Origin of the sequence: Streptomyces hilarionis, assembly GCF_024539675.1 — a bacterium.
GTDB lineage: Bacteria > Actinomycetota > Actinomycetes > Streptomycetales > Streptomycetaceae > Streptomyces > Streptomyces hilarionis.
Map to the genome: position 1 here is coordinate 129960 of NZ_JAHHIT010000039.1, position 12605 is coordinate 142564.

Annotated in this window: 8 protein-coding genes and 1 pseudogene; 4 read left to right on the forward strand and 5 right to left on the reverse strand. The window is 72.5% G+C overall.

Annotated features, from left to right (window positions below; translation table 11 throughout):
- The first annotated feature begins 492 nt into the window (after positions 1 to 492).
- Positions 493 to 753, forward strand: a complete 261-nt coding sequence (locus KMS84_RS08180) for a hypothetical protein (protein ID WP_256915408.1) — start codon at positions 493 to 495, stop codon at positions 751 to 753.
- Positions 754 to 829: 76 nt separating this feature from the next.
- Here KMS84_RS08180 and KMS84_RS08185 read toward each other — a convergent pair whose 3' ends face one another.
- Together KMS84_RS08185 and KMS84_RS08190 are read right to left on the reverse strand one after the other, a co-directional pair.
- Complete coding sequence (locus KMS84_RS08185; protein WP_256915409.1) at positions 830 to 1528, reverse strand: 4'-phosphopantetheinyl transferase family protein; 699 nt, start codon at positions 1526 to 1528, stop codon at positions 830 to 832.
- Positions 1525 to 2394 (reverse strand): metallophosphoesterase family protein, encoded by an 870-nt coding sequence (locus tag KMS84_RS08190; RefSeq protein ID WP_256915410.1) that lies wholly within the window; start codon positions 2392 to 2394, stop codon positions 1525 to 1527. The genes KMS84_RS08185 and KMS84_RS08190 overlap by 4 nt, the downstream gene beginning before the upstream one ends.
- Before the next feature lie 351 nt (positions 2395 to 2745).
- On the opposite strand from KMS84_RS08190, the gene KMS84_RS08195 reads away from it, so the two are divergent.
- Positions 2746 to 3915, forward strand: a complete 1170-nt coding sequence (locus tag KMS84_RS08195; RefSeq protein ID WP_256915411.1) for an ATP-grasp domain-containing protein — start codon at positions 2746 to 2748, stop codon at positions 3913 to 3915.
- Positions 3916 to 4132: 217 nt separating this feature from the next.
- Positions 4133 to 5821, forward strand: a complete 1689-nt coding sequence (locus KMS84_RS08200; RefSeq protein WP_256915412.1) for a carbohydrate binding domain-containing protein — start codon at positions 4133 to 4135, stop codon at positions 5819 to 5821.
- 307 nt (positions 5822 to 6128) lie between these two features.
- On the opposite strand, the pseudogene KMS84_RS08205 reads toward KMS84_RS08200, so the two are convergent.
- The 3 genes and pseudogenes from KMS84_RS08205 to KMS84_RS08215 all read right to left on the reverse strand — a co-directional run.
- Positions 6129 to 9194, reverse strand: a pseudogene (locus KMS84_RS08205) (alpha-mannosidase); the annotation flags it as partial.
- Positions 9195 to 9308: 114 nt separating this feature from the next.
- Positions 9309 to 10646, reverse strand: coding sequence for a 6-phospho-beta-glucosidase (locus tag KMS84_RS08210; RefSeq protein WP_256915414.1), 1338 nt, complete (start codon positions 10644 to 10646; stop codon positions 9309 to 9311).
- Positions 10643 to 11407, reverse strand: coding sequence for a DeoR/GlpR family DNA-binding transcription regulator (locus tag KMS84_RS08215; protein ID WP_109004171.1), 765 nt, complete (start codon positions 11405 to 11407; stop codon positions 10643 to 10645). Before KMS84_RS08215 ends, KMS84_RS08210 begins: the two co-directional genes overlap by 4 nt.
- 165 nt (positions 11408 to 11572) lie before the next feature.
- On the opposite strand from KMS84_RS08215, the gene KMS84_RS08220 reads away from it, so the two are divergent.
- On the forward strand, positions 11573 to 12605 hold a 1033-nt coding region (locus tag KMS84_RS08220; RefSeq protein ID WP_256915415.1), incomplete at its 3' end, for a carbohydrate kinase family protein.

The window sequence follows — 12605 nt, forward strand, 5'->3', positions numbered from 1 at the left end:
GCACCGGCACCGGCACCGGCACCGGCACCATCGTCGACGCCGGATGAGGCCGGATGAGGCCGGGACCGATCTGCCCAACACCGGGGTGACGCCGTCACGTGGACGCGCACCGGCACCAACTCCGGCCGCCCCGCAGAAGGCGGACCGGACCGACGCCGGGAAGCACCCTCCTCCCCCTCGCCCCAGGGGGCTGAAACCGCTCGGGAGCGCTGACACCGCCCGAGGCGGGTCGCACCGCAATGCGTCGACCACTCGATCGGCCTCCGCTCCCCGGGCCGTCGCCGCTGCCGCCGAAAACTCTTCGCAGCGGCGAGAATCCGTTCCCCGGAGGGGACTTCGCGACGCGACCGCTTCCGCTGAGCGGGCGAACCGACGCGCTGCGCGGCCGGATTGTCAGTGGTGGGCGGCAAGCTGGGAAGTGCGCCGCCGCACGGGGGCGTACGCGCCGTCGGGGCGCGTGGGAGACGACGCCGACACGGGGAGAGCCGACCGATGCCCACAGCCGTACTGACCGACCGCGAGCGCACCGCCGTGCAGGCCTACCTGAGGCTGCTGCACACCGTACGAGCCGCCTTCGGCGACGAGGAAGGCCGGGAGGGCGCCCACGGCTCCGGCGCACCGCACGACCGGCGGCCGCCCGTGGTGCCGCCCGCCGTGCTGGCCGAGGCGGAACGGGCCCTGGCGGACGCCGGGCTGACGGGCAACGAGGAGGAGTTCTTCCGGCTGCTGCACAGCTGGTGCCCCGGCACGTGACCGTCGGGCGCGCGTGACCGCCGGCCCGGGCCGGCCGGCTGGGCCGTAGCGGCCGTAGCGGCCGTACCGGGCCGCCTCAGCCGTGCCGGACCGTCACGGCCGTCGCCACCAGGCCCCGCCGGACGATCCAGCGGCCGTCGAAGTGCCCGACCCGCCGCCCGCCCACCATCGGCCCGGGCACGAGCAGGCGGGCCCGGAAGGTCCCCTGCGGGCCCGTGCCGGGACCGGCGGCCACCGGCGTGAGGTCGATGTCGGCCTCGCTGAAGTCCAGCCACGCACGGGTGAGGGGGAACCACGCCTTGTAGACGGACTCCTTGGCGCTGAACAACAGCCGGTCCCAGTGCACGTCCGGACGTTCCACGGCCAGGCGCGCGTGCCGGGCCGTCTCGGCGGGCAGGGCGACGGCGGCGAGCACGCCCTCCGGAAGGGGGGCGTGCGGTTCGGCGTCGATGCCGAGGGATGCGAGGTCGTCGGCGCGGACCAGCGCGGCGGCGCCGTAGCCCTCGCAGTGGGTCATGCTGCCCGTCACGCCGTCGGGCCACTGCGGCGCGCCGCGCTCGCCGGGCAGCACGGGCTGCGGGGGCACGCCGAGCTTGTCCATCGCCCGCCGGGCGCAGGCGCGTACGACGGTGAACTCGCGACGGCGCTTGTCCACCGCCTGCGTCAGCAACGCCTCCTCCTGGGGGTAGAGCGGCGCGTCGCCGAACTCGCGCTCGCCCTCCTCGCCGAAGGCTTCCACGGCCACCACGGACCCGGGCAACAGTTCGCCGATCACCGGGCCTGCGCCTCCCCCGGCTCCGCGGGCAGGATGCGTCGCAGTCGGCCCGGCGGCTGGGGGCGCCCCCGCCACTCCCGGGGGTAGCCCACCGACACCTCCTCGAAGCGGACGCCGTCCTGCCAGGTGGTCCGCGGGATGTGCAGGTGGCCGTAGACCATGGCGGCGAGACGGAAGCGGCGGTGCCAGTCGGCGGTCAGCTCGGTGCCGCACCACATGGCGAACTCCGGGTGCCACAGCACGTCCATGGGGTGCCGGTGCAGCGGATAGTGGCTGACGGGAACGACGGGCAGGTCGGCCGGGATCTCCGCGAGCCGGCGTTCCGTCTCGGCGACCCGCGCCCGGCACCAGGCCTCGCGGGACGGGTACGGGTCGGGGTGCAGCAGGTACTCGTCGTTGCAGACGATGCCGGTGCTCTCCGCGTAGGCCAGGCCCTCCGCCTTGGTCGTGCAGCCGGCCGGGAGGAACGAGTAGTCGTACAAGAGGAACAGCGGTGCGACGACCACCGGGCCGCCGGGGCCCTCCCACACCGGGTAGGGGTCCTCGGGCGTCGTCACGCCCAGATCGCGGCAGACCTCCACGAGGTGCTCGTAGCGGGCCACCCCGCGCAGCACGACCGGGTCGCTGGGGTGCGACCACAGTTCGTGGTTGCCGGGGACCCACACGACCTTGCGGAAGCGGCTCGCGAGGGTCTTCAGCGCCCAGCGGATGTCGGCCACGTTCTCCGAGACGTCGCCGGCGACCAGCAGCCAGTCCTCGTCCGTCTCCGGAGCCATCGCCTCGACCAGAGCCCGATTCTCCGGATAGCCGATGTGCAGATCGCTGATGGCCAGCAGTCGTCCGGCGCCACCGGCCGTCGTCGTCACCTCGAGCCCCCGCTCACTAGAGCACGCTCCGCGTTCCCGCGAACACACACATGATCCCCACGAGAACACATCCGCGCCCGCGGGACAAGGTCGAATCCGGTCGCCGACGACGCCGCACCCGCCCCCACCTGCGCCGCAGCGCGCCTGTACCCGATCGCGCCCCGAACGGGAACAAGATCGGAAAATCCGTAACACGCGCGTTGCACGCGGCACCCCCGGGAAGCCGTATGATCGCCCCAACACCACCGCCATGGACGTCCCTTCACGCAGGGCGGTTTGGTGACCCACCATTCCCCCTGCCCGGGCCGGGCCTGCTTCGCCCTGCCCGCACACCGTGAAAGGCGGCCTCGCATGGTCTCTCGCGTACGCGTCTGGCTCAACCGCACGTACGCGGAGAACGTGTTCTTCACGGATCAGCTGCGACGAAATCCCAGCGACCGGGCCGTCGAGATCCACGCCACGCACGGTGACGCCGACTCCCCCGTGCTGGCCGCCGCCGACACCGCCGAGCTCGAGCCGGAGGGCCTGTCCCCGGCCGCGTACGTCGAGTACGCGCTCGCCCAGTGCCGGCGTCGCGGCATCGACGTGTTCGTGCCCCGACTGCACCAGTCCGCCGTCGTGGCGCACCGCGCCGACTTCGAGGCGGTCGGAACGGCGCTGCTCGCGCCGCCCCCCGAGGCGGTCGCCGTCTTCCACGACAAGGTGATCGCCTACGAGGCCGTGCAGGCGATCGGCGTGCCGGTGCCGCCGTGGTACCGGGTCCGCTCGGCGAGTGAACTCGTCACCGCCGTCGAGGAGTTGGAGGAGGCGGGGCACCGCGCCTGCTTCAAGCCGGCCTCCGGCGCCGGCGGCGTGGGCTTCCGCGTGATCACCCGCACGCCCTTCTCCCTCGAGCACCTCACCGGCTTCCCCAGCCCCTACGTCCAACTCGACCTGGTGCTCGAGGCGTTGCGGCAGGCCGAGGAGCGGGGCGACGAGCGGGTCGACTGGCTGGTCATGCCGCGGCTCGAGCAGCCGGAGGTGTCCGTGGACTGCCTCACCGGTCCCGACAACGTCCTGCGGATGTCCGTGGGCCGCACGAAGAACGGCCGCCGCCGGGGCTTCACGCTGCACGAGCAGTGGCTGGAGCCCGCACGGCTCATCGCCGAGGGCTTCGGACTGCACTACCTCTCCAACATCCAGTTCCGGATGTTCGGCGACCGGCCCGTCCTGATGGACGTCAACACCCGTCCGGCCGGCGGCCTGCACCAGCTGGCGCTGTGCGGTGTCAACGCTCCCTGGGCCGCCGTGCAGTTGGCGCTCGGCGAGGACCCGGGCAGGATCGTGCCGCCGTTCCTGGGCCAGGACTACACGGTGGTGTCCGGTCCCCGTCCGCTGCGCGCGGTCGCCCTGCCGCACCAGCGGCTGGACGACGCGGAGCCGTTGCTGCCGGCCGTGCCGGCGCCCGCGGGGGCCGCCGAGCCGTCCGCCGCCGCCTCCCCGGTGGCGCCCGCGGACGCGGCACAGGCCCTGCCGCTGTAGCGCGACCGAGCCCACGGCTCACGCCCCAACGGCTCACACCCCAACGGTTCACCGCTCACGACCGCAGCCGGAACCGAAGACAGCCAACTGGTATGGACCAATCCCGTCACTCTTCTTGACACGCGGATTGGTCCATACCAAATTTGTTGCGCACCGCTTGCACAGCCCTGCACTCCCCCTGCACTCCCGAACACCCCCATTCCTCCAGGGAGATCGCGTGCGCACCAGACCCCTCGGACGCCCCTGGCGTCGTTTCCTCGCCCTGGCCGGCACCGCCGGCCTGGCCCTGGCCGGAGCCGTGGCCCTGCCGGGCACCGCCCAGGCGGCCAACGTCCTCACCAATCCCGGGTTCGAGTCGGGCTCCGTCTCGCCCTGGTCCTGCACCGGCAACCTCGGCTCCGTCGTCTCCTCGCCCGTGCACAGCGGCTCCAAGGCCCTCAACGGCGCGGTGAGTTCGAGTGACATCGCCAAGTGCGGCCAGACCGTCGCCGTCAAGCCGAACACGACGTACGCGCTGACCGGCTGGGTGCGCGGCTCCTACGTCTACCTCGGCGTCGACGGCGGGGCCTCCACCTGGACGTCGTCGCCCTCGGCGTACAGCCAACTGTCGGTCTCCTTCACCACCGGGGCCTCGCAGACCAGTGCCACGATCTACGTGCACGGCTGGTACGCCCAGGGCGCCTACCAGGCCGACGACATCAGCCTGGACGGACCCGGCGGCGGGGGCGGCTCCGACACCCAGGCGCCGACCGCGCCCTCCCAACTGACCTCGACCGGCAAGACGTCCTCCAGCGTGTCGCTGTCCTGGAACGCCTCCAGCGACAACGTCGGCGTCACGGGCTACGACGTCTACAGCGGGTCGGCGAAGGTGCTCACCGTCTCCGGAACCTCGGCCACGGTCGGCGGGTTGTCCGCGAGGACGGCCTACACCTTCAGCGTGCGGGCGCACGACGCCGCCGGGAACACCTCCGGGGCCTCGAACTCCGTGAGCGTCACGACCAGCGCGGGCGGCGGTGGCGGGACCGGTTTCAAGCAGGCCGCGCCCTATCTCTTCGAAGGCTGGGGCGACCCCCCGAACGTGACCACGGTGATGAACGCGACCGGCGTCAAGTGGTTCACGATGGCGTTCGTGCTCGACGGCGGCGGCTGCAACCCGATGTGGGACGGCAACCGGCCGCTCGGCGGCGGGGTCGACCAGAGCGTGATCAACCAGGTCCGCTCGGCGGGCGGGGACGTCGTGCCCTCGTTCGGCGGCTGGCAGGGCAGCAAGCTCGGCGCCAACTGCTCCTCGGCGAGCGCGCTGGCGGGAGCCCTGCAAAAGGTGATCGACGCCTACTCGCTCAAGGCGATCGACATGGACATCGAGAACACGGACGAGTTCGAGAACGAGGCCGTGCAGGCGCGGATCCTCACCGCGCTGAAGACGGTGAAGGCGAACAACCCCGGTCTGAAGACCATCGTCACGTTCGGGACGTCGACGACCGGACCGACCTACTACGGCAACCGGCTCATCGAGCAGGCCAAGTCGCTCGGCGCCGACATCGACGTCTTCACCATCATGCCGTTCGACTTCGGCGGCGGCTCGGACATGTACGGCAACACGGTCAACGCCACGGAGGGGCTGAAGAACAAGCTGAAGTCCACCTTCGGCTGGGACGACGCCACCGCCTACGGCCACATCGGCATCTCCGGCATGAACGGCCTCTCGGACCAGCAGGAGAACACCACCCCGGCGATCTGGACGTCCATCCGCGACTGGGCCAACTCCCACCACATCGCGCGGCTCGCCTACTGGGCCGTCAACCGTGACCGGCCGTGCCCGGGCGGCGGCGTGGTGAGCAACTGCTCCGGCATCAGCCAGAGCACCTGGCAGTTCACCTCCATCACCGCGGGATTCACCGGCTGACCTCCCCGGACGCCCCGCCGGGCGTCCCCCCGCATCCCCCGGACCGAGGTCCGGGGGATTTTTTTCGGCGGAAGGTGTATCAGGAGCCGGGTCGCCCGCTCCTACAAGTGCAGGACCCCACGGGGGAGCCGGGGGAACACCGGGGTCTCGGGGGAAGCACGGGGATCCACGGGGGAAGAACGGGAATCGACGGGGGATTCCCGCACGGGGGGAACGGGGGATCGGGTCGGTCGGCCGCTGTCACGGGGAACGACCGGCCGACCCGAACGCTTGCCGTCCGCGGCCGGCCGCTGAGACAGGCCGGGGCGCGTTCCAGACGGAGCGTCAGGATCTGGAAGGGACGCAGCCGGACGGCGACAGCGCCGTCCGCCGCGACGGCGGCCGGCTCCAGCGGCCGCTCCAGCAGGTCGGTGACCTGGGCGCCCGCGAGCGGGAAACCGGTGCGCAGGACGCCCGTGGCCCGGCCGCCGCTCGACTCGTACAGCCGCACGACGACGTCGCCCGAGGTGTCGTCGGCGAGCTTGACCGCCTCCACGGTGATGCCGTCGCCCTCCACGGAGACGACCGGCCCGGGGGCGTCGGCCGCCTCCGCCACGCGCAGCGGGAGGTTGAGGGCGTAGCCCTCGGCCACCGCGTCCTCGATGCTCGCGCCCGGCAGCAGCGCGTAGGCGAAGCGGTGCCGGCCCTGGTCGGCCTCGGGGTCGGGGATGCGCGGCGCGCGGACCAGGCTGAGCCGCACGGTGGTCGTGGTGCCGCCGTCCTCGCGGACGGTGCGCGAGACGTCGTGGCCGTAGGTGGAGTCGTTGAGGACGGCGACGCCGTAGCCGGGCTCGCCGATGTGCACCCAGCGGTGGCCTGAGACCTCGAACCGGGCCGCCTCCCAGCTGGTGTTGGTGTGGGTGGGGCGCTGGATGTGGCCGAACTGGATCTCGGCGGAGGAGTGCGGCGCGCGGACGTCCACCGGGAAGGCGGCCTTGAGGATCTTCTCCGCCTCGTGCCAGTCGATGTCGGTCTCGAAGTCGATGCGCGGGCTGCCCGCCCGCAGCGTGATGGTCTGCGTGAGCGTCGAGCCCTTGCCGAACGACCGCGTGACCCGGATCGCCCCGACCAGCGGGTCCTCCTCGACGACCGTCACCGCGTCCGGTTCCAGCAGGTCGGTGTAGCGGTTCTGGTAGTGCTTGTCGATGTCCCAGGCGTCCCAGTAGTTCGGGAGGTCGGTGTGCAGGCGCAGCAGGTTGCCCGCGTCGGCGAGGACCTCGCGCTCGGCCCGCAGGTCGTACACGGAGGACAGCGTGCCGTCCTCGGCGACCTCCACCCGGACCAGGCCGTTGTCGAGCACCCGGCCGGAGACGGTCACCGGCTGCGGGGGCCGCGCCGCGGCGAGCGGCGCGCTGCCGCCCGCGGGCGTCTCGACGAAGACCGGCCGGCCCTGCGGTGTGCGCACCACCTCGGCGCGGGCGTAGGGGCTGGTGTTGAACACCCGCAGCGGGGCGTCCGCTCGGGACTCGCCCGGCCGTGCGGCGCCCAGGGCGGCCACCGCCTCGGCCGTCAGCGTCTCCAGCTCCTCGGCGACCCGGGCGTACTCGGCTTCGGCCTCCCGGTGCACCCAGGCGATGGAGGAGCCCGGCAGGATGTCGTGGAACTGGTGCAGCAGGACCGTCTTCCACAGCCGGTCCAGCTTCTCGTACGGGTAGGCGTAGCCCGGTGCGTGCAGCGCCGCCGTCGTCGCCCACAACTCGGCCTCGCGCAGCCGGTGTTCGCTGCGCCGGTTGCCCTGCTTGGTGCGGGCCTGGGTGGTGTAGGTCGCGCGGTGCAGTTCCAGGTAGAGCTCGCCGACCCAGACGGGCGCGTCCGGGTACTCGGCGCGGGCCTTGGCGAAGAACGCGTCGGGGTGCTCGACGACGACCTTCGGCGAGCCTTCCAGGTCGGCCAGCCGGCGCGCCCGTTCCATGATCTCGCGGGTGGGGCCGCCGCCGCCGTCGCCCCAGCCGAAGGGGGCCAGCGACCGGGTGCCGCCGCCCTTCTCGGAGTAGTTGCGCACCGCGCGGTCCATCTCCTCGCCGCTGAAGCGCGCGTTGTAGGTGTCGACGGGCGGGAAGTGCGTGAAGATGCGGGTGCCGTCGATGCCCTCCCACCAGAAGGTGTGGTGGGGGAACTTGTTGGTCTGGTTCCAGGAGATCTTCTGGGTGAGGAACCACTCGTTGCCGGCGAGCTTGGCGAGCTGGGGGTAGGCGGCGTTGTAGCCGAAGGAGTCCGGCAGCCAGACGCCCTTGGTCTCGATGCCGAAGTGCTCGATGAAGAACCGCTTGCCGTGCACCAGTTGGCGGGCGATGGCCTCGCCGCCGGGCAGGTTGCCGTCGGACTCGACCCACATGCCGCCGACCGGCGCCCACTGGCCCTTCTTCACCGACTCCTGGATCCTCGCCCACACCTGCGGGTAGTTGTCGCGCACCCACTCGTACTGCTGGGCCTGCGAGCAGGCGAAGATGAAGTCGTCGTACTCCTCGGCGAGCGCGGTGACGTTGGAGAAGGTGCGGGAGGTCTTGCGCTTGGTCTCGCGGATGGGCCACAGCCAGGCGGAGTCGATGTGCGCGTGGCCGACCCCGGAGATGGTGTGGGCGCTGGCGTGGGCGGGGCGGGCCAGGACGGGGGCGAGCACCGCGCGCACGGCGGCGGCGCTGCCGGAGACGTCGTCCAGGTCGAGGGCGTCCATGGCCCGGTCCAGGGCGTGCAGGATCTCGTGGCGGCGCGGCTCGTGCTCGCCGAGGTGGGCCATGAGCCCGCGCAGCACCTGGAGGTCGAGGTCGAGGTGCCAGACCTCCTCGTCGAGGACGGCGATGTCGGCGCGGCGGAACGTGTAGAGCGGGCGGTCGCCCGCGGTCAGCACGTCGCCCAGCAGGGTCGGGGCCGCGAAGTCGCCGGCCAGGATGTCCGGGTTGGAGGCGGCCTCGACGAGGTAGTCGATGCTTTCCCCGCCCTGCGCCGGGTTGCCGATGGGCACGTACTGGTTGAGCGGGTTGACCGCCTTCAGGGGGGTGCCGTCGGTGAGGTGGACGAGGGCCTCGGCCTGATTGCCGGGCCAGTCGCCCACGAAGCCGAGGTCGATGACGGCCTCGACGCGCCGGCCGGCCCACTCGGCGGGCACCTGTCCGCGCATCCGGAACCAGGTGGTGCCCCAGGGCGGGCCCCACGGGGTGTCCATCGCGAAGGGCTCGTAGGCGGCGGCCGCGGCCTCCGCGAACGGCACGGGCTCCCCCGGCGCCTGCCAGGCCTCCACCTCGAAGGGGACGGTGGCCGCGTAGATCGCGGGCTTGACGCGCTGGTGGTGGGCGCGCTCGACGCGCTCCTCGATGCGGCGGCGTTCGTCATGCATGGGGCATCTCCAGTGAGGGACCACGAGGGGCGGACAGGCCCGGGGGCCGGGTGCCGAGCAGACCGGGGGCCGGTGCCTGGCGAACCGGGGGGAAAGCGCTTTCCCTCCCGATGGCTACCTAAGGTACGCGAGCCCGGGATGGACGGCGGTGTAGCCCTCGACCAGCCGTCGGGCCACGTTCACCGAGTCGACCAGCGGGTGCAGCGCGAAGGCCTTCACGGCCGTGGCGCGCGAGCCGGACTCCGCGGCGGCGAGCACCTCGCGCTCGACGCCCTTGACCGCACAGACGAGCCCGGTGGCGTGCTCGGGCAGCGGGGCCACCGAGACCGGGTGCGCGCCGTTGGCGTCGACCAGGGCGGGCACCTCGATGACGGCGTCCGCGTCGAGCGCCGACAGGGTGCCCTGGTTGCGCACGTTGAGGATGAGCGTGGTGCGCTCGTCGCGGGCGATGGCCCGCATCAGCGCGAGGGCGACCTTCTCGTAACCGCCGGAGAGGTCGTCGGCGTCCCGCTCGCCCGCGCCGGCGCTCTCCCGGTTCTCGGCCATGTAGGTGGCCTCGCGTTCGGCGCGGGTGCGGTCCCAGGCGGTCAGGGCCGCCGCGCCGGGGCGCTTCATCTCCTCGTAGAAACGGGCCTGCTGGTCGGCCAGGAAGGCGCCGCGGGTCTTCTCGACCTGCTGGTAGGCGCGTACGGCTTCCCGGTTGAAGTAGTAGTAGTGCAGGTATTCGTTGGGGATCGCGCCGAGGGACCGCAGCCAGTCCACGCCGAACAGCTTGCCCTCCTCGAAGGAGCCGAGCAGGTCGGGGTCGGCGAGCAGACGCGGCAGCTCGTCGCGGCCCGCGACCCGCAGGCCGCGCACCCAGCCGAGGTGGTTGAGGCCGACGTAGTCGATCCAGGCCTCCTTCGGGTCCGCGCCGAGCACCCGGGCGATGCGGCGGCCGAGCCCGACCGGGGAGTCGCAGATGCCGATCACCCGGTCGCCCAGGTGGCGGGACATGGCCTCGGTGACGAGACCGGCCGGGTTGGTGAAGTTGATGACCCAGGCGTCGGGGGCCAGACGGGCCACCCGCCGGGCGATGTCGACGGCGACGGGCACGGTCCGCAGGCCGTAGGCGATGCCGCCGGCGCCGACCGTCTCCTGGCCGAGGACGCCCTCGGCGAGGGCCACGCGTTCGTCGTTCGCACGGCCTTCGAGGCCGCCGACCCGGATCGCGGAGAAGACGAAGTCGGCGCCGCGCAGCGCCTCGTCGAGATCGGTGGTGGCCGTGACCGTGGGCGCGTCGGGGACCCCGGCCGCCTGCTCGTCCAGCACGCGGGCGACCGCGTGCAGCCGGCTGTCGTCCAGGTCGTGCAGGACGACCCGGGTGACCCGGCCCTCGCCGCGGTCCGCCAGGAGCGCCCCGTACACGAGCGGCACCCGGAATCCGCCGCCGCCGAGAATCGTCAGTTTCACGCTTGCACCTTTCCTGCCACGACCACCTCGACGCCCGCCTCCTCGAAGGAGGACCGGGTCGCCGGGTCGACCGGCGTGTCCGTCACCACCACGTCCAGGTCCTCGGGACCGCAGACCTTCGCCATTCCGGTACCGGGGAACTTCGCCGAGTCGGCGAGCAGGACGACCTTGTCACCGGCCTTGATCATGGCCCGTTTGACCGGCACCTCGACGACCGTCGTGTCCATCACCTGGCCGCCCGGCCGCACTCCGCTGGTGCCGAGGAAGAGCCAGTCGGCGTGCAGCTGGCGCAGGTTGTCCTCGGTGAGGAAGCCGACCAGGGAACGGTACTCGCGGCGGACCATGCCGCCGAGCAGCACGAGCTCGATTCCCTCGTCGTCGGCGAGTTCCTCGTAGACCACCAGGTTGCTGGTGATCACCGTGAGCCGGCGGCCGTGCAGCTGCCGGGCCAGGCGGTAGGCGGTGGTGCCGATGTCGAGGAGCACCGACTGGCCGTCCGCGACCATCGCCGCGGCGCGGGCCGCTATCGCGTCCTTCTCGGCCACGCGCACCTCGGCGACCTCGGCGAAGGGCTGGTCGCCCTCCTCCGCGACGGCTCCGCCGTGCACCCGGGTGAGCAGGCCGTCCTCCTCGAGTTTGAGCAGGTCGCGCCGGACCGTGGCGGGGCTCACGCCCAGCTGCTCGGAGAGATCGGTCACGGCCGCGGGACCGCCGGAGCGCAGGGCCCGCAGGATGAGTTGATGTCGTCGTTCTGCCAGCACGCCATGAACACTACTCGTCATCTTCAATCAAATCTATGCTCACTTCTGCTGAGCTATTGACCAAACCTCCCGGGGGGCGCACGATTCCGGTCACGAATTGAAGAGTTTTGACGAGCTCCTCCGACGTGACGGGCTCCGTCGACGCTCTCGACGAGAGGATGCGCGGTGGACGACGACCGGCCCGAGGTGCTGCTCACCGGGCTGCTCTTCTACGACCTCGTCCTCACGGGGCTCGGCGGTCCGCCGACGCCCGGCGAGGAGACATGGACCTCGGGCATGGGCTGCGGCCCCGGCGGCATCGCCAACCTGGCGGTGGCCGCGGCCCGCTTCGGCCTGCGCACCAGTCTGGCCACGGTCTTCGGCGACGACTTCTACGGCGTCCACTGCCACGAGGTCCTCTCCGGCCAGGAAGGCGTGGACCTCGCCCTCTCCCGCACGGCGCCGGGCTGGCCCACTCCGGTCACCGTCGCCCTCGATCTGCCCCGCCCCGGCCTCGGTCCGGGCGGCGGCCCCGCCCACGACCGGGCCCTCGTCACCCACGGCCAGGAGCCCCCGTACTCGCAGGACGTGCTGATGGGCGACCCGCCCGAGGCGCGTACCGCCCTCGCGCACCTGGAGGCCGAACCGCCCGGGTGGCTGGCGAAGGCGGCCGCGAACGGCACGCGGATCTACGCCGACGTCGGCTGGGACCCCACCCGCGAGTGGTCCGCCGACCTGCTGGAACAGCTCTCTTTGTGCCACGCCTTCCTCCCCAACGAGACCGAGGCGATGGCCTACACCCGCACCGACACCGCGGTCGCCGCGCTCGGCACCCTCGCGGAACTGGTGCCGGTGGCGGTAGTCACCCGGGGCGCCGACGGCGCGATCGCCGTCGACCAGACGACCGGGGAGTACGCCGAGGTCCCGGCGCTCGCCGTGGACGTCCTGGACGCGACCGGCGCCGGCGACGTGTTCGGCGCGAGCTTCGTCGCGGCCTCGCTCGGCGGATGGCCGCTGGTGGAACGGCTGCGGTTCGCCGTCCTCGCCGCCGGGCTCTCCGTCGGCCACCACGGCGGCGCGCTGGCGGCCCCCGGCTGGTACGGCGTGGCGCGCTGGTGGGACTCGCTGAACGACCCCGACCTCAGGCGGGCCTACGGCTTCCTGGCCGACCGCATCCCCGCGGACGTGGGCCCGCCCGTGCGGTACGCCCCGGTCACCC